Genomic DNA, 21972 nt, shown 5'->3' with positions numbered 1-21972 from the left:
GAACTTGTTCTATCCCGCGTGTCGGTAGAGTTGGGATTGACTGGCTGCCCGCCGTCCGGTGCGCGCGGCGCATAATGCGGCGACGATAGCCGACAGCACCGTTATTGTCACCAATTCGATTGCGAACCAACGAATTTCGACGATGACAGATACATAGTAGTAGTTGCCTAGCCCGAGAAACAGCGCGCCGACAGCGCACAGGATGCCTACGATCACCGCCGGCCACATAGCTCGAGCCTCCAAGTGATGCTTCTCGTCGATCAATTCGGCCTCGGCGATCGAGGGTCGTCGGATTCCAGCGTCCAGATGTGAGACCGCGATAAAGAAGTGCGGATCGCGAATCGGAGCTGTCGAACGACGGTAGGAGAGGGTCCATGCGGCAACGGCGATGGCCGCGACGATGAACCCCAGGATGGTCATGATTAGTCCTGCCGACTGGAAAGTTCTTGTAGCACAGCCTTTTCCGCTCGGCGATGCTCGCGCTCGTGTCTCTCTGCGAGCTCTTGCTGCTCCGGTGGATCGGCGAGCAGCAATGTTCCCGAGCCCGGAGACCCGGCCGATCCCAACTTGTTCATCCGCTTTGGCAGTGCTGCGCCCTGGTACGGCAACGGAATTGGATGCCCGTGGTCGTCGACCGGCCCGAGCGGTTGGTGGATCTCGATGTACTCGCCCTGCGGGAGACGCTTGATGATGCCGGTCTCGATGCCGTGTTCGAGCACCGCGCGGTCGGCGCGTTGCAGCGCGAGCGCCCAGCGATAGGCGATGAAGTACGCGAGCGGCGGTACCACGATCAGTCCGATCCGGCCGGCCCATGTCGTCGCGTTGAGGGAAATGTGGAACTTCAACGCGATGACGTCGTTCATGCAGGCTAGCGTGAGGATGACGTAGAACGAGACGGCCATCGCGCCGATTCCGGTCCGGACCGGAACGTCGCGTGGACGCTGCAACAGGTTGTGATGCGCGCGGTCGCCGGTGAGTCGCTTCTCGACCCACGGGTACGTCAACATTGAGGTGAAGACCAGACCGATGACTAGCACGCCCCAATTCGATGCTGGCACAGTGTAATTGCCGAGATAGAATTCCCAAGCGGGCATTAGCCGGAGAAGGCCGTCGGTCCACATCATGTAGATGTCGGGCTGAGAACCAGCGGAGACGTGTGCCGGGTTATACGGGCCGAGAACCCATACCGGATTGATCTGGAATATGCCGGCCATGATGGCGATGACGCCGAAAACAATCGCGAACAACGCGCCGGCCTTGGCGGCAAAGACTGGCATAATCCGAACGCCCACAACGTTTTTCTCGGTGCGGCCGGGCCCGGGGAATTGCGTGTGCTTCTGATACCACACCAGCGCGAGGTGTGCGCCGATCAAGGCCAGAATGATCGCCGGGAACAGTAGCACGTGGATTACATAGAGGCGCGGGATGATGATGTCGCCAGGGAAGTCGCCACCGAAGAGTGCCCAGTGGATCCACGTGCCCACCACCGGTAGGCCGAGCGCGCCAGCGGTTAGCGCGCGAACTCCGGTGCCGGACAACAGATCATCGGGTAGGGAATATCCGAAGAAGCCCTCGAAGAGGGCGAGGATGAGCAATACGCAGCCGATGACCCAGTTGGCTTCACGTGGGCGGCGAAATGCGCCGGTGAAGAAGATGCGCATCATGTGCACGATGATCGCGGCAGCGAAGAGCAGTGCGGCCCAGTGATGTACCTGGCGCACGAACAGGCCGCCGCGCACCTCGAAGGAGATATTCAGCGTGGTTTCGTAGGCCTTGGTCATCATCACGCCGTTGAGTGGCTGATAATCACCGTGGTAGACGACTTCCGACATAGACGGATCGAAGAACAGCGTCAGATAGACGCCGGAGATCAACAGGATGACGAACGAGTAGAGGGCGATCTCGCCGAGCAGGAATGACCAATGGGTCGGAAAGACCTTATTGATCTGACGTCGGAGGCCAGAGGCCAGGTGATAACGCGAGTCGACGTCGTTCGCCTGTCTGGAAAGGCGGGTAGATGTGGCCATGCCCTGCTCCCAACGTGCAGATTGCGGCTTCTACTACAATCGATAGTAGAACTCGAGGGGGGCATTTGGGAAGGGGTAATTGCCGCGCGGAAATACTGACCCCACAGTCGGCTCCCACCGCCTTCACAGTCTCGCTCGCCATAGTGGCCAGATGGCCACCCTGCTGCTTGATGCCCCGACTAATGGAGTCGGCGTCGCGTCCCCTCCCGCGCCGCGCGTACCGCCGCGATGGGTTCGCTGGGGGACGCTCGCCCTCATCGTCGTAGTCGCCGTGGCGATCCGCTATCAGTTCATCGACTTCGAGACGATGGACTACCGCGCGTTCCTCGGTCGCTGGTATCAGCAGATCGCCGACGCCGGAGGTTTTCCCGCCTTCAAAGAGAGGTTCGCCGACTATAACTACCCCTACCTGTATCTGTTGGCGATTCTGACCTACCTCCATATCCCGGCGCTGGTCGGTGTGAAGCTGATCTCCGTCATTTTCGAACTGATCTTGGCGGTATTCGCCTATCGCATCGTCGCGCTGCGGACCGAGCGATTTGGGTTGCGCGCCTTAGCTTTCGGGCTGGTCCTGCTGCTGCCTTCAGTGATCGCGAACGGCTCCATCTGGGGTCAGGCCGACGCCGTGTACTCCGCTTGCGTGGTCGGCGGCATCTACTTTCTGATGCGGGCCCAAGCGCGCGACGACTGGCGTTCGAACTCGTGGTGGGCATGCGTATTCTTCGGCCTCGCACTATCTTTCAAGCTTCAGGCCATTTTCGTCGTTCCCGTCCTGGCATTCGTACTGTTGCGCCGCAAGCTGCCTTGGTACACCTTGTTCGCCATTCCGGCCGTGTACCTACTGCTCGACGCACCCGCGTTGATCGTCGGAGCGCCTTGGCGAACCGTGTTGTCGGTGTACCTCGATCAGACCGACTCATACAAGCAGCTCACTCTCGGAGCGGCGAATCTCTATCAGCTGATACCGATTAGCGGCGATGCCACGTGGCTCGCACACGCTGGAATCGCCTGTGCTGCAGCGATAATTGCGGTCTTCCTCGGATGGTCAGTGTGGAAGAGGCCGCCGGTGACGGCGACGACGATTCTGCTGGTGTCGACCGCGAGCGCGGTGATCGTGCCATTCGTGTTGCCCGCCATGCACGATCGGTATTTCTACCTCGCCGAGATCCTTACCGTGCTCCTCGCGTTCTACCTGCCGCTGCGATATGTGATCGTCCCGATTCTGGTGCAGGCCAGTGCGATTGGTGTCTATCACTCGTCGCTGAGCGGCGACCAGTCGATGGGCCGGTTCGGTGGTGGGCCGGGGCAGCGCGGCGGGCCCGGTGGTCATAGTTTCGCCGACAGGCAGGGAGGCGGGCACGCGCCAAGCGGCGGCCACGGTCCCGGCGGTGGACACGGCCAGGGCGGCTATACGTCGGGACGTGGTGACACCGGGCTGACCGTCTACTCGTCCATGATGGCCCTGGCCGTGCTCAATCTGATCTACGCCGTCATCACTGTCTTCCGGCGATTGGCGAGGAGTGAATCACACTGAAGCGCTCCACTTTTCGTAGGTAATCTCGCCCAGCTCGGCACCCGGTCCGGGCACGAGGCTGGAATCGGTCAGCTCCGTTCCGAAGTAGGTCGCGTGTTCGTCAACGATGACCGGGCGCGGGTCGTCGTCCTGCGCGAGAACCGCCGGGATGAATTGGTCCATCCGTAGCTTCGCCGGTCCGGCGATCTCGACCGTCGCGTTCAGCGGGCTACCGATCGCTTTTCCGGCGATAGCCACCGCGACGTCGGCGCTGGCTATCGGTTGATACTCCACCGGCGCGAGATGCAGTGCGCCGTCGACAGTCGAGGAATCGGCGATCGCTCTTGTGAACTCGAAGAATTGCGTCGCTTGCACGATCGAGTGCGGGATGTCCGACGAACGGATCAGTTCTTCTTGCGCGGCCTTGGCGCGGAGATAGCCGCTATCTGGAAGGTCTCCCGCACCCACAACCGACAGTGCCACATGGTGTTTCACTCCCGACCGACGTTCCGCTTCGAGCAGATTGCCGGTTGAGGTGACGAAAAAGTCGAGGACATCATCGTCGGCGAACGACGGCGAGTTCGATACGTCAACGACCACATCGGCTCCGGCGAGGGTGGAGTCGAGGCCTTCTCCGGTAAGGGCGTTGACACCCGTTTGTGGGGAGGCGGCGATAGCGTCGTGTCCCTGTTCGGTGAGGGTGGTGACGACCTGGCTGCCGATCAGTCCGGTTCCGCCGATGACCACGATTTTCATAGCGTGCCTTTCAGATGTAGTGAACGCGTCACCACTATTGACCGATCAGCGGGTCCAGATGTGACAACGTCGGCAACAGCGCTGCTCAGAGCGCTGTCAGTTTGTCCGGTGCCATCACCCAGTGCAGTCGCTCAATTCCGGATGGCGATGCGCTAATGGTCAGTACGGCGAGTGTTTGGTTGCCGCGGCGGATCACCGCCGATGGCGCGCCATTGGTGTTCACCGAAATGACTGTTGTGTCGATCCACCAATCGGCAAAGCCAGCGACCATTCGGGCGACCTTGTCGATGCCGATGACTGGTCGGCGTGCGGCACGCGGGGCGATACCCGCGCCGTCGGAGATGCTCACGACGTCGCCGGCGAGAACTTCTTCCAGACGTCTCAGATCCCCGTCCTGCGCCGCGGCGACGAACGCGTCGAGAAGCGACCGATGCTCGGCGGGATCCACCGGCATTTTCCGCTGTGCCCCAACGTGTTTGCGGGCTCGGCTGACCAACTGTCGACTGTTGGCGGCGGTCGTGGACAGCACGTCGGCGATCTGTTCGTGGTCGTATGCGAATGCTTCCCGGAGCACATATGCCGCGCGCTGATCGGAGGGGAGGGATTCGAGAAGAACGAGAACCGCGTGGTCGAGGGCTTCCGCCGTCTCGGCGCCGAGCGTGGGATCAGCGCTGGTATCAACGGGTTCGGGCAGCCACGGTCCTAAATACGACTCGCGAGTGAATCGGGCCGAATCCAAGGTGTTGATGGCTAGCCGGGTGGTCACGGTGGTCAGGTAGGCGGGCGGATTGCGAATCCCGCCGCGGTCGGTCTGCTGCCAGCGAAGCCAGGCTTCCGACACGATATCTTCGGCCTCGACGACGCTGCCGAGCATTCGATAGGCGATGCCGAACAGTCGCGGGCGGGACTCGTCGAACACCGCGACCGCATCGGCCAGGTCTGACTCGCGATTCATGTTGTCCGAGTGTACGAGTCAACTCCGGTGGTGAACTCAGGCGGCCGGTCGGACCTTGAGCTTGCCGAGTGTCGGGAGGCCGAGCGCCTGGCGGACTCGAAGATCGACGATGTAGGCGCGCAGTGATACCGGGCTCAGCCACGGTGCGACGAAGTCGATCGCCCGGTGTAGTGCCACCATGCGCTCGAATTTCCGTTGATCTCGCTCTGACCACGTCCAGCCCATCATCGAGCGGAATTCCGGCGGAAGCGTCGCCCGCGTCATGAACTTCAGTTGAGGTCCCAGTGCGCGTGACATGACCCGGCCCGCCGGGCCCCACTGGCTGTGCAGGAAGGAAAGATCGGCGAGTGCCGCGAGATGGCCCTGTACGTCGTCGTCGATGGAGAGCTCGGGAAGCGTTGCTGCCCAACGTTGTTCAAATTCCGCGTAGGTTTCCGGCCAGTCATGCCCGCGCATCTCCAGCGTTGTGCCCAGCGATTTTCCTTGTGCGAGAAGATGATTACGTGTCGTGTCGTCGAGCTGGCCGTAAGTTAGTTCCCACGAGTCGAGGAATCCCTTGAAGAGACACATCGCGACCCATTGCTGCAGGCGAGGATCGTTGGCGCTGTAGCGCACGGGGGAGTCGGAAGTGGAATGCACGTGACTATGCACTTCGCGAACGGCCGTGTGGTAGGCCAGCTTGTCTGATTTCGACCCGACTATCGCCACGGCGAGATATTGACCGGTGGTGCGCTGGCGTTTGATGACGCGTCGATACGCGCTGCCCGAGTCGACGCGGCTTTCGAATACTCCACGCCCAACACCGGGCATCGACAGTTGCATGATGATGTTGGCTACCCCCATTCCGAAGAATAGTGCGGTAGTGGCTTGTGGAATGGTCGTCGGCGGAACATTTCGCTGGCGAAACGGCGTTCTCATGGACTGACGGTAAATCTGAAAACGTCTGTTGTCAATTGTCTCCAGTCGCGGGATTTCGATGCCGAAGAAACGCAAACGGGCCGTTCCACCGACGTGGAACGGCCCGAATGGTGAGGTTTCTACTTCGCGCCCAGGGCGCCTTTCGCGAGTTCGATCGCGGGCGCAAGGCTCGGATTGTCTTCGGCGAGCTTGTCGAGCGCGAGGCGGATGTTGTCAGTGGTCGGCGAGTTCGCGATATCCGACTTTGACGGGGGCTTAGTCGGCGCGGCGTTCGCCGGCGCTGCGGCCAGTCCGAGTGCACCGGCAAGGCCAAGGCCCGCGATGCCCGTAACCAGGGCGCGCTTGGTGAAACGTGAAGTGGCGCGTCTCATGTCTTCTGCCTTTCCTGCGCCAGTGGCGCGATGTTAATTGCTGCGGTCCCGGCCAGTGTAGGGGAACCTCGGCACTATTCGGCAAGTCGACGAGACGACGTGCTGTGACCTGGGGAAATGACCTGGCGATGTCAGCGATGTTGAATCGCCTATTCGGTGGACTTGAGCTGGTGGATAGCCCGTCGTGCGCTGTCGATCGGGCAACCGACAGCTCGGTATCCGCTGCTGAGGCGTTGCTGAAATTCGGGAGAGCAGCACGCTGCCGAGGGCAAGCTGCCCTTTGCAGCGCACTATTTTCCCGAATTTCGGTGTCCGATCTTGAATCCTTGCTACGCTGCGACGCAACACGTCGAATTGGGGAGATTTGCTATGCGCAAGGCGATTATCGCGGGGGCTTTGGCATTCACAGTCGCTGCCGGCGGCACCGTTACTACCGGAACGGCAAATGCCGCGCGAACTGTCCACTGCAAGTACACGCTGACCACGCCGAAGAAGGTTCGCCAGACCGTGCAGTCGACGGTCAGCTATCAATGCGATGCGCCGCTGAAAGCGGTCGCTGTCAACGTGGTCCTCTACAACAGCATTCTGCCGATCGGTATCGCCGAACCAACCAGAACCTCCGGCCGCAGTTTCCGCGCGACCGTGAGCGCGTTCTGCTGGCGTGGTGACCACCCGGGCAAGTACCGGGCCTACTCGTCACTCTCCGCCGACGCCTATCCGGGATATTCACCGCGGATCGTTACCGATTCCAAACGGACCGTCTTCGCCGACATCCAGTGCTGACTCACCGATCGAGGGAAACGGCTTCATCGAACCGAATTAGCTTCTCCGGGTTGCGAATCGCGTAGATGCGGGTGATCAGCCCGTCTTCGATGGTCACGCCGACGACGGTGTCGAGCTGGCCGCCGACGATGATGCGTCCGCCCGGCGCGCCGTTGACCAATCCGACCTCGACTGCCGCGTCTGGTGCGACACGGGCGAGGCCACCGAGCAATCGGGCGACACCGGTCGCACCGGTGATGGGGCGCCGAACCGCGTTGACTATGCCGCCGCCGTCGGCAACCAATACGACATCGGGTGCCAGCACGGTTAGTAGGGCTTGCATGTCGCCGCCCGCGACGGCGGCGAGAAATCGTTCGGTGACCTGTTGCTGCTCGGCCCGGTTCACCTGCATCCTAGGGCGTCTGGCTGACACGTGATTACGGGCGCGATGCGCGATCTGACGTACGGCCGCAGCGGATTTCCCAATGGCACTGGCGATTTCGTCGTAAGACAGATCGAAGACCTCCCGCAAGACGAAGACCGCCCGCTCGGTGGGTGCGAGTGTCTCGAGCACGGTGAGCATCGCTATCGACACATTTTCGGCCAGTTCCACGTCGTCGGCCACGTCGGGAGTGGTCAACAACGGCTCGGGCAGCCACTCTCCGACGTAATCTTCGCGCCGGCGCGCCAGGCTGCGCAGTCGATTGAGTGACTGCCGTGTCACGACGGTGACCAGGTAAGCCCGCGGGTCGGCGATTGTCGCCTGGTCGACGTCGGACCACCGCAGCCATGTCTCCTGCACGATGTCCTCGGCGTCGGCTGCCGAGCCGAGCATCTCGTAGGCAACGGTGAACAACAGGCTGCGATGGTCCACGAATGGGTCGACGGTCACGCGTTCGAGGCTAACGTCTCGTTCGCGGCCTCGGGGCGAGACGGCTCGGACAGAGCGAATTCGCAAGCGGCAGAGAAGCCTTGGGATTCGATGCCCAGCGCGTTGTTACCCCGGGTTGTCGCGTTCGCGAATCCGATCGCCGCAGTCAACTCGACGACGGCCGCCGCCCCCAGTTGTGCGGTCAGCGTTTCGACCATCTCGTCGGTCACTGTCGGGGGCGTCTGCGTCATCGCCTCGGCGTAGCCCAGTACGTCGCGTTCGAGCGGGGTGAACACATCGGATTCACGCCACCGGGGGACCTGGCTCGCCTTACGTTCGTCGAGGCCTTCGGTGTGGGCGAGGAAGTAATTCAGGTCCAGGCACCACGAGCAGCCGACCAACGATGCCACTGCCATATGCGCGAAAGTCTTCAACGATTCGTCGCAGTCGTTCCACTTGCGGACCTTGCCGCCAAATGTGTTGAGTGACTTCACGACTCGTGGGCTATGCCACATCACCTCGGCCGGCTCGGGCACCGCGCCAACCATCTTGTTGCCGATGACTTTCACCAGCTTGCCGTAGATACCGGTGAGTTCTTTCTTGGGGAGACGAGCAGTGGTCATTTTCTTCCTCCTTGTTCGGTGGGTCGTACATGAGACACCGCCCGGGGAGGATGTGTGACAGGTCGGCGAGAATTAGTTTCGATCGGAGCCGATGACCGTCGATCCCAGAAACTCGCAGACCGCGAGTGCCAACGCCAGATCTAGTCGGTCACCGTTGGCGGACGTTTCGCCCATCGCCTTGTCGACGCGGTATTTCACCGTGTTTCGGTGCAGGTTCAGTTGCTCCGCGGTGCGGAGATGACTGTCACGGTTGGCGAAGAAGACCGACAAGGTCTGACGCAGGTCGCCCGCGGTAGGAGTGTCGTCCGCCAAATCTCCGAGTACTTCGCGAACCCAGGCGCGCGTGGAGTCGAGGTCGCGGGCAAGCAATGAGACCACCGCAATGCCACGGTCGCCGAAGCCGATGACAGCGCCGGTTGGCGAGTTCGGGGCCGTGGCAACCGAGAATGCGGCCTGAGCCTGCGCATGCGAACGCCGAAACCCTCGCGCGCCGTTGGCCGGGAGTCCAAGGGCTATCCGGGTTCTCGCGTCGGTACTCATCAGCCCGGCGACGGCGGAGGTATCGACGACACGGTTGCGAGCGCCCAGCGGAATCCAGCCCCAGACGGTCCCCCGATCGATCGCGGTGACGATCGGCGGTCCATCGGAATTGAGTTTCGCGGCCAGGGTCCGTACGGCACGATCGAGGTCGGTGAGGTCGGACGTTTCGTCGGCCGGCCATGCGATCACAGCCAGGTGAAATTGGTCGACCGGGTAACCGGTCTCACGCTCAAATAGGGCAGTGTCGGCGTCGGTGGCGGAAAGTAGTTGGTGGACAGTGGAAGACAGCACATTTCCCTCCGCCCCGAGCCAACGTCGACGTTCGTCTTCGTAGGCCTGGAACACATATAGCGTGATCCAGTCGATGTAGGAGAAGATGACGTCGGAGATGTGCAGGGTCACCGCCATCGCGGCGGGCGCGGGCAGCATGAGCTCGTCGACTAGTCGGTAGCAGCGTCGCATCACCACGCTCTGTCCCATATGGTATGCCCGCACAAGGGAATTCGACGGAACGTCGCGTTGGGCGAGACGTAATGCGTATTCGACAGCCGCGGTGGTCGGCTGGAGATGGTCTACCGGGATATCGTTGGCTAGCACGTGAATGATCGTCGAGATATTGCCCTGCACACTGGCATCGAGTAATTCGTGGATTATCGGATCGGCATCCAGATAGTCGATTTCGCGGGCCAGGGTGGTGGTCACTTCACTCACAACCTCGGGATAGTCCGTCCGGAGTTGTCGCGCCACGGTGGCGGCACAGGCGAGGACTTCTTTATCGGCCATCGCCGGGACACGCGCAAGGCGACGTCGGGCGGCATCGCCCTCGTCGCCGACCCGGGCCAATGTCATCGGCGGTCGCGGCGGCCCAGGTACCGCAGCGCCGACTGTGCGGCGTTGTAGCCACACAGTCCGTGAATGCCTGCGCCGGGCGGCGCTGATTGTGAGCAAAGGAAGACTCCGTCGACACCGATCGCGTAGGGATCTAACGCGATTCGAGGTCGAAGGACAATCTGCAGGCGATCGTTGGAGCCGCCGATGATGTCTCCGCCGGCGAAATTCGGGTTATGCGTGTGTAGTTGGCGGGTGCTTGTGGAATGAGTCGCGACTACCCGGTCGCGGAATCCGGGTGCGAACCGTTCGATCTGAGCGGTGACCGCTTCGGTTGCGTCGCCGTCGAAACCGCGCGGCACATGAGCGTAGGCGTATATCGGGTTGATCGATCCATTGCTTCGAGTTCGATCGGCGAGGTACTGCTGTCCCAGTAAGACGAAGGGGCGGTCGACCATGATCCCTTGGGCGCGTTGGCGTTCGGACGCTGCGACTTCGGCGAAGTCTCCACCGAGGTGAACGGTGCCGGCATGGCCGCAGGCGGGATTCGTCCAGGGGATGTCGCCCTCGATCGCGTAGTCGACTTTGTAGGCCGACGATCCGATCCGATAGTTGCGATAGGAGCGCGAGATGCGAGCAGGCATGTCGCCTTCATAGATCGAAAGTGCCTGTGCTGGTGTGAGATCCAACAGGATCAGATCGGCGGGAGGAATATCGGCCCGGCTGCTGACTCGGATACCCGTGGCTATTTTCACGCCCGCGTCGTCGAGCGCTGCGACCAAAGCCGAAGTGATAGAACCTGATCCGCCCTGAGCGACGGGCCAGCCGAACCGGTGCCCGCTCGCGCCGATCATCAACCCAAGCGATGCGGTGAGCGGGCGGTCGAGCCGGGTGAATGCGTGCGCTGCGATGCCGCCGTAGAGTGCGCGGGCTGGTTCGGTTCGAAACCATTTGGCGAGGGCGGTTGCGGGCAGCAGGGCGCGCGGGCCAAATGCCGCCAGCCGCAGGGGATGCGATGGCACGTTGACGATTGGACGAAGTAGGTCGTGCGCGAGGTCGTCGAATCCGCGGGCCAGGTCGCCGAATGCCATCCGCCATCGCTTGGCATCGGCGCCCAGGCCGTCGGCGGTCCGATCGATCGACTGGTAGAGCAAACCGGCATCACCCGAGTCGAGCGGATGAGCGCAGTCTATTTCCGGCCACTTCCATTCCAGGCCGTAGCGTTCGAGTCCGACGGCGGCCCAGAACGGCGAGCCGACACCGAGCGGGTGGAAAGCCGAACAATAGTCGTGGATGACTCCGGGGACGGTCAGTTCACCTGAGCGGGCACCGCCGCCGACTTCGTCGGAAGCTTCCAGGACTTGCACGTCGACACCGTTTCGGGCGAGGTGCAGTGCGGCGGCGAGCCCATTGGGCCCGCCGCCGACAACGACGGCAGTGGTCACCGTCTGACCTCATTTTGCTCGCGGTCAGTGGTCCGCAACTGTGGTACGTGCACCATCCCAGGGTCCGTCACGGCGCGGCCAGCGTCAACGGGGAGGGTCCATTCCACCTCGAACGGGATTGGCCCATTGGGCAACCACGGCTGTTCGGCGACGGCGTCGGCCACCTGATAGGTGCCGGTCTCGATCACTCCGAGCGCGGCGTCGATGACTTTGTATGCCTGGGTTGACTTATGGATCGGCTGGGACTCGATCCAGGCGACGATGAACTCGCCGGGAGCGAAGCCACATCGGCGCTGCAGGGCCGCGATGAACTTCGCGTCGTGGAAGTGGCCGTCACCGAAGTTGAACGCTGCCAACGAGTTGAAGGCGAACTCGGCCTCGCGCAGTGTGTACGTGTTGATGTCATCGCCGAGGTGGCGGCTCATCAGTGAGTACAGCGCACGGCCCTGACTGTGTAGCGAACGCCACGCAAGCATCTGATGCATGACAACGTCGGCGACCTCGGGCGGATACGAAGCCAGCAGCTGAGTCCGGGTATTCGGCGAGGAGCGCACGACGAATTCGTTGAGCTTCTCCTCGGCACCTGGTGCGAAAGCCCAAGTGGCAGAGGCCCAGTTGCCCGCGTACTGACGCATCGACGGCAAGAAGGACACCAGATCCGGACGCAGGTTACCGAGTATCGGGAAGAAGACGAGTGCTGCGCCGATCGCGACCATCGCCCACGGCATCGAGGTGTCGGTTAGCGCGTAATCGCCCCACGCGGGGAAACCCCAAAATAGGAAGACAGCGGCCCACGCGAACAGGATGTTCCATTCAAGCGGCACGGCGAGCGGGAAGGTGGAGAAGATGAAGATGTGGAAAGCGACCATCAGTATCACCGCGGCGAGTGTCAGCCATTTGTTGGTAGAGAACAGCAATACCAGCGGGGTGATCACCTCTACGAGGGTGCCGAGCACATGACCAACAGTGCCCGCCAGCTTCGACGGCCGCATGTCATCGGGGAATGACCGGTAGTGCATTCTCTTGATCGCCTTGTTGGCGAGCCACGGTGTATTCGAGATCATCGGTGGAATAACCATCGAGAAATGCTTGCCCAGCTTGGAGATTCCCGCTCCGACCCACACTGTCACGATGAGCAACTTGAGCGCGATGATCATGTCGACGAATGGCAGCACACTGAAGAAAAACACCGCCGGAAGATACTGCTCGGAGCGCGCGGCGATGAACATGATTTTGTCGCGCAGGCCGATGACCGCGAATAGCACTAGCAACGGGATCAATAGGAGTGGGTTCACCAGGCCGTGGTTGTCGGCGACGACAGCATTGAACGATGACGTGTCTTTGCCCGGAAGTGCCAGCGCAACAATGAGATTGGACAAGATCGCCAGATATACCACGACATCGAAAATAGTGCGCGAGTCGCCCGCGGTGAATGGCACTTTGCCCGGCCACGGTGGGCAGCGGAGCGTTTTGGGGCGAGCCCAGAATGTTATTCCGCCGGTCATCGGCTTGAAGTGACCGGCCAGCGGTCCCCAGGATCCGCCAAGTCCGACGGACTCGAGGAGGATCGTCCATAGCACGGCCTTCTGGTAGACAATCGGCTCATTCCACCAGTCGGTCACCTGCAGGACGTTGAGCCCGGAAGTAAAAGTGGCGATGGACAATCCAATGCCGATATAGAGTACGAATACCTTCAGCAGGTATATGACATGCACCATCTTCGGTGTGCCGAAACCATATTCGGCCCAATGCGTGCCAAGGATGCGGATGCGCTCGAAGAACGGCTTGTCAAGAAAGGTTTCCGGCTCCACCGGTGGGAAGTCGGGCTGGGTGAATCCCATGGTTTTCTCCAATCACGGATATGCGGAGGATGGTGCGCCGGCCGGGTGACTGGCGCAGGGAGTATCTGCTCGCCGACCGCTTCTCGATCGCGAGGTCGCTCAGAGTGAGAGGGACTAAATCGTTTGGGGGGTAGGTGATTTCAACCGCAGGGTGGGTTTGTCGATCTTGCCAACCGGGTTGCGGGGGAGTTCGGGCAGTAGGTGGATGGCGACCGGACCTTTGATCCGGGCAAGCCGTGCGTCGAGGTGTGCGATCAGTTCGGCAACAGTGACGTCGTGGTTGGGGTAGGCCACGGCGTACGCGACAGGAACTTCACCATGAAGGTCATCGGGCTCACCGACGACGGCGCATTCGAGGATTGCCGGGTGGGTTGCGAGAGCGTTCTCGATCTCTTTGGGATAGACGTTCTCGCCGCCCCGAATAATCATGTCCTTGATGCGGTCGACGATGGACAGGTAGCCATCGTCGTCGAGCAGGCCGATATCGCCGGTGTGGAGCCAGCCGTCGACGACAGTTTCGGCCGTGGCCTTGGGGCGATTGAGATAGCCGCGCATGACATTTGGGCCCCCAATGATGACTTCGCCGGTCTGCCCGACGGGAACATCACGGCCCTCGGCGTCGACGATGCGTATCACCTGGCCGGGCAGGGCGGGCCCGACGGTACCCAATTTGCGAACGCCCGCAACAGGATTGCAGGCCGACGCACACGTTCCCTCGGTCAATCCGTATCCCTCGACGATGGGAAAGCCGAAGAACGACTCTGCTCTGTCGAGAAGTTCGCGGGAGATCGGAGCGGCACCGCAGATCGCGAAGCGAATTGATTCGAGCGAAGCCGGCGGAGCGTCATGTCGGGAGGACAGTAGTGCGTAAATGGTTGGGACGGCGGAGAAATACGTAGGTCGAAGGCGGCTCACGTCGTCGAAGAATCTACTGACCGAGAACTTTCCGGTCACTGACAGTTGGGCACCGGCGAGCATCGGCGCGAGGAAACTCACGCAGATGGCGTTGACGTGAAACAGGGGCAGGATGAGTAGTGCATGATCCTGTGCGGTGAGGCGGCAATAGGTCACCATCGACGCCGCCATGAAATGCAAGTTCGAATGAGTGAGGCGAACTCCTTTGGGACGTCCGGTGGATCCCGACGTGTAGATGAGTAGTGCGTCTTCGTCGGGGTGCGGCGCTCGCGGTGCCCGCCAGCTGGCGCTCGGCAGTTGGGCAATGTCGTTGGTCCGCAGAATGATTCGATCTGGGTTGGGTGTTCCGGCGGTATCGCCGACGACGACGCGCACCTGTGCATCGGCCAGTTGATACTCGGCCTCGTCGGCGGTGAACGCCGGATTGACCGGTGTGCCAATCGCTCCCAATCGCCAGGCTGCCATCAGGACGACCAGCAGTTCGACTCTATTGGCGAGGAAGGTGGCAACGACGTCGCCGCGTTCTACGCCCAGTACGCACAGCTGCTCCGCGCATGCCTCGACGCGGTCGGCGAAGTCTGCGTAGCTCAGCGCGCCGGAATCGTCGCGGACGCAGGGGGCGTCGGGATTCTCGACGGCATCCCAGGCGAAGTAAGAAGATCGGGTCACGGTGCGAAGCCTTCCAACAGGAACTGGTTGTGAGCTACGACACTATTGCCAGAGAATGTGATGGGAAACGGTCTGTGAGGCCAGACTTTGTTCGGTCCGTTGTGCTCCGCGCACAATGGAGTTAGTCGGCGTCGCTGATGGCTAATTGTGTGCGGATTCGCCAGGTGACCACCGTGATCAGTCCTAGCGCGCCGAATACGAACCACAGCACGTCGAGTCCGATCTGTGTATATGCCCATGCTCCCAGCAGTGCGCCTAAAGCGAGCGCGAGCCAGAGGCCGAAGTAGCGCAGCCACAGCCAACGAGGGCCGCCGTAGAAGGCGTCGACGAGGCGCTGGCTTGCCTTGACCAGGGTGCCTGTCATGTAGGTAAGGCCGACGGAGACTTCGCCATTCGACAGGAAGGTGGCGTTGAGTATCCCCATCGCGACTGCGACGATCAAGATCGGCGGCACTGGAAACCAGTGCGCCGTAGTTGCGAGCGCGGACAGCCCGACGACGCCGGTCGTGCTGGCCAGAACAGTCACTCGGCCATCGCCGAATCGTGCGAGTACCGAGCCGATTACAGCGCCGGCGATGAATAGCCCGATGATGCCGAAGGCCTTGCCGACTGAAGTCCACGAACCGTGGATGAACTCGGCAGACATGCGAGTTGTATTGCCGCTCATAAATGAAACGAAATAGCCGCCGAGATTCAAGAATCCCACCGCGTCGAGAAAGCCGGCGGTGCCGGTCAATATGACAGCCAAGACCAGTTCGCGGGGACGGATCGTTTGCATGTGGTTACGGTAGCCGCGTCGGTCGTCGAAGCACACGCGACGATCGCAGTAACGCAGATATCGACTGGCTGATGTGACAGGGTGACCTTTGCGGCAGAGCGCTTTTCGTGATCTCGTCGCCAGGAGCGACGAAACTAGGATATGTCGAGGTTTGTATGCCAACGCACTCGCCAGCTGGAATTGACGTCGAGGCGGTCTCGGATTGGTTCGCCGTCAACGTGCCTGATTCGGTTCTGCCGCTGGACTTTACCCAACTGGCTGGCGGTCGATCGAATCTGACCTATCTTGTCGATGATGCGCGCGGCGGACGCTGGGTGCTGCGGCGGCCGCCCCTCACATCGACGGCGCCGACAGCGCACAACATGACGCGGGAATGGTCGATTCTGAGCTTGTTGCAGCCATCGGTGGCTCCCACTCCCACACCGATCGCGCTCTGTAGCGAGCCCGCGGTCACCGGAGCGCAGTTCTACGTGATGGAGTACGTGCCCGGCATTGTTGTGGAATGCGACGACGACGCGGAGCAGTTCAGCGCCGCGATGCAGCGCAAATTGTCCGAAGGGACGATCGATGCCCTGGCCGCGCTCCACCTCATCCCTTGTGAGACAACCGAGTTCGATGAATTCCGACGCTCGGGTACGTATCTTGAACGTCAATTGCGGCGTTGGTCGGCGCAGATCGAAGGCTCCGGCGGCGCCACAGCCGAATGGTCGCGGGCATACCGGCTACTGGTGGATCGACGGCCAGCGGAGAGGTATGTGGGCGTGGTGCATGGTGACTATCGACTCGGGAATCTGTTGATCGACGACGCGGGTGCGGTCCGCGGAATCCTCGACTGGGAGCTCTGGTCCGTCGGTGATGTGCTCGCCGATGTCGGGTGGCTGGTCGCGACGTGGTCGTCGCCGGACGTCGTCGGGTGGGCACCATGTGCCGGGTCAGGCTTCCTCACCCCTGATGAGCTGGTTAGCCGATACGAATACGCGACCGGATACGATGCGTCCGATATCGACTACTACCACGCATTCGCCCTGTGGCGCCTGGCCTGTATTGCGGAGGGCGTGCTGGTTCGGTATCGCGCGGGTGCGATGGGTGAGGCAGAGGATGTCGACTTCGATCTGCTGACCCGTCGGCCGGGCCTGCTGGCTGAGCGGGCGTTGACGATTTTGTCGGGTTGATTCAGGGGGAAACATCACCATCTGCCAAGCTCAATTGGTGACCGATAAAGAACCAGTGGCCGAAGACGCCCGAATGGCCGCGCTGCTGAGTTTCACCCGGAACGGCGACACCTTCGTCGCGCGCAGCCCCGGAGGCAGCGAGGACGGGCGGCTATTCGGCGGATACATCGCCGCGCGGGCGCTCGCGGCGGCGGGTGCCACCGTCGACGGCGACAAACTGCCGCATTCGCTGCACGCGTATTTCATCCGCGGTGGGCAGTACGGTGTGGATATCGTGCTGCGCGTCGAACGCGTTCGCGATGGCCGATCATTCGCCACTCGTCGGGTCACGGTGGAACAGAACGACGCCGCCATCTTCGAGATGATCACCTCCTTCCATCGCAGCGAGGAAGGAACCGACGGTTACACGCCGCCGATTCCGGCTCTCGCGCTTGAGGATTCGGTTGAGGTCGGTACCACCATGGTGCTATCGAAAGATTTTGAAATGCGTGGTCGCGCGGGGGACCCGGAACCCTTTGTGCTAGCGCCGTTTTGGATCAGAACGCGGCGGCCAATCGCTGATGATCCGCTGCTGCGCGCATGCGTCCTAACCCTGCTGTCCGATATCGGTCCGGTACCGGCCGCGCGACCACCGGGTGCATCGCTCAAAGCACTAATGACGCCGAATCTCGCTGCCAGCCTTGACCATTCGATCTGGTTTCATCGGCCGTTCGACCCGCACGATTGGCATTGCTACGACATCACGCCGGTCACTACCGGCAGCGCGCGCGGATTGGTGCGGGGTGCGATCGTAGGTCGCGACGGCACGCTGATCGCGTCGACGGCTCAAGAAGCCTTGTGGCGCGGCTAGATTCAGATCACGGTTGGTTCTGCTGATTCCACTGTTCGCGGTGTGGGCGCAGCCCCATCTGATCGCCTGCGCTGAACATTGAAGTTGAGATAGCGGATCTTGCTAGGCCGACGGTCGGGATGACGGTGGTCCGGAGATTCATGTTTGGTTGCCGCGAATATCGGGAACACCAAATTTGAATCGCGGTCGACACGGAGGTAACAACATGCGGCGTGGTGGTGGAATCCTGAGTTTCCTCATAGTGGTCTGGTTGCTGATCGGCCTGTTGGCCGCATTTCAGCGGGATTACTTCAGTAACGCTGAAACCAATTGTGCGACTGCCGGAACCATCGCACTAACAGTTGTCGCCGGCCCGTTGAACTACTTCGGGGTTAACCCCAAAGTGACCGACTGCAACGTCAAACTGCCCGAGCCCAGTCAGTAGTTCGGCCAGCCGCATCGTCCTGATATTCGGAGGGATAACAAGACGGTGTTGAACACGTCGTACGCATTTCGAGTGCGTGTGGAACACTCTTTGAGGTGATTGGAGAACGATTGCCGGGGCGTGTCGTCGATCCGCAACGGCGACAAGAATTGCTGGAAAGTGGTGCCATCTTCACCGCGCAGCGTACTGTCCGGGGGGACTCGGTTAGCCATGACCACCGCCTCAAATTCGACGGTGTCGCACGTTACCTCCAGGATGCGGGCCAAGACCACCTGCTTCATATCGGCCACGAAGATATCCATCCGCACTGGGTTGTCCGCAGGACGGTGATTGAAATCCTGGCCGGTGGTGAACAGCCTGATGTGCTCAATGTTGAGCGGTGGGGCTCGAAGCTAGGTTCGCGGTGGTGCAATGTGCGAATCGACCTGGACGGCCAGCGTGGCACTCGGATCGAGACAGAGGCGTTCTGGATCAATTTCAACGTCAAAACGGTTACACCGTCTGCGCTGAGCGAAAGCTTCGTCAACACTGTGGGGTCCGCGGCGGAGCCCGGTGTACTGCGATGGAAACAGTGGCTCGACCCCGCGCCGCATCCTGATGCCTTCGAGGTGCCATTCCTTCTGCGTGCTGCCGACCTCGACATCATCCAGCACGTCAACAACGCGGTGTATTGGACAGCGCTCGAAGAAGTGCTTGCGACTGCGCCAGATCTGCGTGAGCAGCTTCCGCTGCGGGGCGTCGTCGAACACAATTCTCCGTTGCAGATTGAAGACGCGCCGCGGCTACTCGCACACCGGAAAGGCGCAACGCTCTACGCGTGGCTCGTGACTGGAGACCGCACCGCCGCGGCGATGAGTGTGGAAGCACTACCCGAAAAGAGTGCCTGACCTGCTGTGTTCCGAGGCGCGGTCGGGTCGGTCGTTCGCATGACATTCGATGACGATCAGTTTGAAAAGCTAACGGGGTGGGGTGTCTTTGCCGATATGGATTATGAACGTGCTTCCCGACATCACGAAGTAGACGCCGATTCGGGTTCGCATAAGACGCGTCGGCACGTTCGGGAAATCGACCGCGGTAGGGCAACAGCTCGCCCGTGGACGTCTCGTATCCCAAGCGACCCACACCGGAAGGATTGACCCAAATGTCACGAACACGAGTCATCGCCGCTGCTGCTGCGGTAGGTGCAGCGGTATCCATCGCCATCGCCCCCGCCATCGCATCCGCGGCCCCCGCCGCTCCGGCGGCGACGAAAGTCGCAACGACGAATGCGCTGAGTTTCTCAATCCCCGCGATCGGCGGCATCGAAACACCTCCGGGCGGCGTCCCCGGCGGTTCATTCCAGCAAACCACTGTCAATGCCCGACCCGCGTCGACTGCTGGATCGGTGACCTTCTCGGTCGCCAATCCGGTGACGTGGAGTGGTCCGAATTCCTATCTTTACGGCCAATACACCTACCGTTACGTTGGGGTCTCCTGGCGGAATCTGCAGACCGGCAAGACCGGAACGGTCGACCTGCGGCACTGGCAAGCGCCAGCGACAGATTCGGGGCCGGGATATTCATGGACATTGCCTACATCAGCGACCGTCGTCACCGGGTCGGGCCCAGTGGTTGCGACTGTCACGGTGTTCCGTGAGCAGTGGGAGAGGCCGGGGATGCCGATCAGCGTGATCCCGGGTGTCTCCGCTCTATTGGTGCCGTGACATAGTTCGCGAAAATCGTCCGAATAAGACTGCACCAAGGGCATATCGCCCCAGGTTGGCTGACTATCGGACGATTTTCGCGGACGCGGCGGCCAGTTCGTCCGACGTGGGGTCGGTTGACAAGTGGGCGCGCGATCTGCGAACCTCGGCACAGGTCATGAGTACCAGCGTTAAGCCCCGGCTTGCTGGTCGGCAACCCTCCACCGCGGCGGGGTGCTCCGGGTGACGACCAGGCCGTTGCCTGATTGGGTGCGGCAAGCGCGGACTCCGACTGTCGTACCCCGGGGTCCCTGACCAAGGGGTTCTTGATGACTTCTACGCTCGACCGCTTTTGTGCACCCATTGCCTGTGTTTCAGGTAGCGATCTTTCAGTTCCGTTGGTACAGGGCGGATTTCGCGCCTACGCCAATTTTGACTACGCCGCCAGTGCTCCCGCGCTCGAGCAGGTTACCGACCGGGTGACGGAGTTGCTGCCGTATTACGCCAGCGTGCACCGGGGCGCTGGGTACGCCTCTCGTATCTCGACAGAGTGCTACGAGTCGGCTCGAGACTCAGTGGCGCGCTTCGTTAATGGCGCCGATGACCAGGTCGTTGTCTTTACCCGCAACACGACCGACTCGTTGAATCTGTTGGCTGCCTGCGTGCCGGGCGACACCGTCGTACTCGATATCGAGCATCATGCCAACTTTCTGCCGTGGACGCGCAACGGTCGGCGAGTAGTGGCCAGCGCTGACACCATCGAGGAGACGATACGTCGGATCGCCAGTGAGTTGCGTGCCAAACCAGCTGCGCTACTTGCCATTACCGGCGCCTCGAATGTAACCGGGGAAATTCTGCCGCTAGAGCGATTGACCACGCTGGCGCATCGCCACGGTGCCCGAATCCTGGTCGACGCCGCGCAACTCGCGCCACATCGACGAATTGATTTGCGCGCCAGCGGAATTGACTACCTGGCATTTTCCGGGCATAAGCTGTATGCCCCGTTCGGCGCGGGAGTGCTGGTTGGACGTCGGGATTGGCTCGACGCCGCTGAGCCGTACCTGGCTGGTGGTGGCGCAGTGCGAGAGGTGACTAGCACCGATGTCCAGTGGGCTTTGTCTCCACAACGACATGAGGCCGGTTCGCCGAATGTACTGGGTGTGGCGGCGCTGGCAGCGGCATGCGACACCCTCGGCTTGCTCGACGAGGCAACCGTCGTCGACCATGAGCGAAATCTCGTCGAGCGTCTGCGATCGGGTTTGGAAACCGTTGCGGGAGTGCGGTTTCTGAATATCTGGACCGATACCGCCGACCGGGTGGGAATCGTGGCCTTTACCATCGACGGCTTCGAACCCGGCCACGTTGCCGCGTACCTCTCAGCAGAACACGGCATCGGTCTCCGAGATGGTCGATTCTGTGCGCACCCGCTGCTGGCGCGGCTTGGAGTGGACGGCGCGCTGCGCGCCAGCATCGGGTTGGGCACCTGCGCCGATGAGGTCGATCGGCTGATCGCCGCTGTCGGCACGCTGGTTGAGCGGGGTGCACGGTGGAACTACGGTCGAGTCGAGGGGCAGTGGAATCCGGTGCCCGAGACACGCGAGCGGCTTGCGCCAGGGCGTGTCAGCGGCTCGCCGTGTGCGATCGGCGTGTGATGGGCCGGGGTCCCGTCAGTCGCGGGAGCCGGTGGCGCGTTTGAGTTGGCGACCACCTGAAATGCGCACGTAGATGCCGATCAGAATGATTGCGATGACGATACCCACGATGAATGGGATGACTTCCCACCCGCCGTTGGAGTTCTTGTATCCGAGCTGGTAGGTGAGCCACGATCCGAGAAAGGAGCCCGCCGCGCCCAGAATAACCGTCATGATGAGGCCGATCTTCTGATCGCCGGGCATTATCAGACGAGCTAGTCCGCCGATGATAAGGCCGATGACAATAGCGCTGATGATGGTCCAAATCATGGTATTTCCATCCTATTTCGGGTAGTCGTGTGATGACTGATATTCAGGTATGTCGCAAGCCTGCCCGCAGCA

At 61.5% G+C, this 21972-nt stretch carries 22 protein-coding genes and 1 riboswitch; of the genes, 8 read left to right on the top strand and 14 right to left on the bottom strand.

Translation table 11 applies throughout. From position 1 onward, the window contains the following. Positions 1–9: 9 nt before the first annotated feature. Complete coding sequence (locus GOEFS_RS03780) at positions 10–420, bottom strand: hypothetical protein (RefSeq protein WP_007316550.1); 411 nt, start codon at positions 418–420, stop codon at positions 10–12. A 2-nt stretch (positions 421–422) separates the two neighbouring features. Continuing rightward, positions 423–2027: a cytochrome bc1 complex cytochrome b subunit gene (qcrB, locus tag GOEFS_RS03775; RefSeq protein WP_007316549.1), complete on the bottom strand. Its 1605-nt coding sequence runs from the start codon at positions 2025–2027 to the stop codon at positions 423–425. Positions 2028–2178: 151 nt separating this feature from the next. Between qcrB and GOEFS_RS03770 the strand changes: the two genes are divergently transcribed. After that, positions 2179–3561 carry a putative hexosyltransferase gene (locus tag GOEFS_RS03770; RefSeq protein ID WP_007316548.1) on the top strand — a complete coding sequence of 461 codons (1383 nt, stop codon included), beginning with the start codon at positions 2179–2181 and terminating at the stop codon, positions 3559–3561. Here the strand turns inward: GOEFS_RS03770 and GOEFS_RS03765 are convergent. The 4 genes from GOEFS_RS03765 to GOEFS_RS03750 all read right to left on the bottom strand — a co-directional run bounded on the left by GOEFS_RS03765 (position 3553) and on the right by GOEFS_RS03750 (position 6540). Continuing rightward, positions 3553–4296: an SDR family oxidoreductase gene (locus tag GOEFS_RS03765; protein ID WP_007316547.1), complete on the bottom strand. Its 744-nt coding sequence runs from the start codon at positions 4294–4296 to the stop codon at positions 3553–3555. The genes GOEFS_RS03770 and GOEFS_RS03765 overlap by 9 nt on opposite strands. Before the next feature lie 85 nt (positions 4297–4381). Then, positions 4382–5251, bottom strand: a complete 870-nt coding sequence (gene sigJ, locus GOEFS_RS03760) for an RNA polymerase sigma factor SigJ (protein ID WP_007316546.1) — start codon at positions 5249–5251, stop codon at positions 4382–4384. A gap of 36 nt (positions 5252–5287) precedes the next feature. After that, positions 5288–6169 (bottom strand): oxygenase MpaB family protein, encoded by an 882-nt coding sequence (locus GOEFS_RS03755; protein ID WP_050949772.1) that lies wholly within the window; start codon positions 6167–6169, stop codon positions 5288–5290. A gap of 119 nt (positions 6170–6288) precedes the next feature. Next, complete coding sequence (locus GOEFS_RS03750) at positions 6289–6540, bottom strand: hypothetical protein (protein WP_007316544.1); 252 nt, start codon at positions 6538–6540, stop codon at positions 6289–6291. A 369-nt stretch (positions 6541–6909) separates the two neighbouring features. On the opposite strand from GOEFS_RS03750, the gene GOEFS_RS03745 reads away from it, so the two are divergent. Then, a complete protein-coding gene (locus tag GOEFS_RS03745; protein ID WP_007316543.1) occupies positions 6910–7323 on the top strand; it encodes a hypothetical protein in 414 nt (137 codons plus the stop codon). A 1-nt stretch (position 7324) separates the two neighbouring features. On the opposite strand, the gene GOEFS_RS03740 is transcribed toward GOEFS_RS03745, so the two are convergent. From GOEFS_RS03740 to GOEFS_RS03710, 7 genes are all read right to left on the bottom strand, one after another. Then, positions 7325–8194, bottom strand: a complete 870-nt coding sequence (locus GOEFS_RS03740; RefSeq protein WP_007316542.1) for an RNA polymerase sigma-70 factor — start codon at positions 8192–8194, stop codon at positions 7325–7327. Continuing rightward, positions 8191–8796 (bottom strand): carboxymuconolactone decarboxylase family protein, encoded by a 606-nt coding sequence (locus tag GOEFS_RS03735; RefSeq protein ID WP_007316541.1) that lies wholly within the window; start codon positions 8794–8796, stop codon positions 8191–8193. The genes GOEFS_RS03740 and GOEFS_RS03735 overlap by 4 nt, the downstream gene beginning before the upstream one ends. A 72-nt stretch (positions 8797–8868) precedes the next feature. Then, entirely contained in the window at positions 8869–10185 is a 1317-nt protein-coding gene (locus GOEFS_RS03730; protein ID WP_007316540.1) for a PucR family transcriptional regulator, read from the bottom strand. Further along, positions 10182–11609, bottom strand: coding sequence for a phytoene desaturase family protein (locus GOEFS_RS03725; RefSeq protein ID WP_007316539.1), 1428 nt, complete (start codon positions 11607–11609; stop codon positions 10182–10184). The genes GOEFS_RS03730 and GOEFS_RS03725 overlap by 4 nt, the downstream gene beginning before the upstream one ends. Beyond that, positions 11606–13450, bottom strand: a complete 1845-nt coding sequence (locus tag GOEFS_RS03720) for a DUF3556 domain-containing protein (RefSeq protein WP_007316538.1) — start codon at positions 13448–13450, stop codon at positions 11606–11608. Before GOEFS_RS03720 ends, GOEFS_RS03725 begins: the two co-directional genes overlap by 4 nt. A 114-nt stretch (positions 13451–13564) precedes the next feature. Further along, positions 13565–15034: a class I adenylate-forming enzyme family protein gene (locus tag GOEFS_RS03715; protein WP_007316537.1), complete on the bottom strand. Its 1470-nt coding sequence runs from the start codon at positions 15032–15034 to the stop codon at positions 13565–13567. Between the two features lie 121 nt (positions 15035–15155). Next, complete coding sequence (locus GOEFS_RS03710) at positions 15156–15812, bottom strand: YoaK family protein (RefSeq protein ID WP_007316536.1); 657 nt, start codon at positions 15810–15812, stop codon at positions 15156–15158. A gap of 155 nt (positions 15813–15967) precedes the next feature. Here GOEFS_RS03710 and GOEFS_RS03705 point away from each other — a divergent pair, with 155 nt between their 5' ends. The 6 genes from GOEFS_RS03705 (at position 15968) to GOEFS_RS03680 (ending at position 21591) form a co-directional block, all read left to right on the top strand. Beyond that, positions 15968–16984 (top strand): phosphotransferase family protein, encoded by a 1017-nt coding sequence (locus GOEFS_RS03705; protein WP_007316535.1) that lies wholly within the window; start codon positions 15968–15970, stop codon positions 16982–16984. Between the two features lie 73 nt (positions 16985–17057). Further along, positions 17058–17834: an acyl-CoA thioesterase gene (locus GOEFS_RS03700; RefSeq protein WP_007316534.1), complete on the top strand. Its 777-nt coding sequence runs from the start codon at positions 17058–17060 to the stop codon at positions 17832–17834. Between the two features lie 205 nt (positions 17835–18039). Then, positions 18040–18258, top strand: coding sequence for a hypothetical protein (locus tag GOEFS_RS03695; protein WP_007316533.1), 219 nt, complete (start codon positions 18040–18042; stop codon positions 18256–18258). 95 nt (positions 18259–18353) lie between these two features. Then, complete coding sequence (locus tag GOEFS_RS03690; protein ID WP_245549764.1) at positions 18354–19145, top strand: acyl-[acyl-carrier-protein] thioesterase; 792 nt, start codon at positions 18354–18356, stop codon at positions 19143–19145. A gap of 254 nt (positions 19146–19399) precedes the next feature. Continuing rightward, positions 19400–19960: a hypothetical protein gene (locus tag GOEFS_RS03685; protein ID WP_007316531.1), complete on the top strand. Its 561-nt coding sequence runs from the start codon at positions 19400–19402 to the stop codon at positions 19958–19960. Positions 19961–20113: 153 nt separating this feature from the next. Then, a riboswitch (SAM riboswitch) is annotated at positions 20114–20227 on the top strand. A 41-nt stretch (positions 20228–20268) separates the two neighbouring features. Continuing rightward, a complete protein-coding gene (locus GOEFS_RS03680; protein WP_007316530.1) occupies positions 20269–21591 on the top strand; it encodes an aminotransferase class V-fold PLP-dependent enzyme in 1323 nt (440 codons plus the stop codon). A 15-nt stretch (positions 21592–21606) separates the two neighbouring features. Here the strand turns inward: GOEFS_RS03680 and GOEFS_RS03675 are convergent, their stop codons facing one another. Then, on the bottom strand, positions 21607–21900 hold the full coding sequence (locus tag GOEFS_RS03675) for a GlsB/YeaQ/YmgE family stress response membrane protein (RefSeq protein WP_007316529.1): 294 nt from the start codon (positions 21898–21900) through the stop codon (positions 21607–21609). Between the last annotated feature and the right edge of the window lie 72 nt (positions 21901–21972).

The organism is Gordonia effusa NBRC 100432, assembly GCF_000241305.1.
Taxonomy (GTDB): Bacteria; Actinomycetota; Actinomycetes; order Mycobacteriales; family Mycobacteriaceae; genus Gordonia; species Gordonia effusa.
The sequence above is the reverse complement of the archived record's forward strand: the minus strand, read 5'-3'. Positions and strand labels throughout refer to the sequence as shown.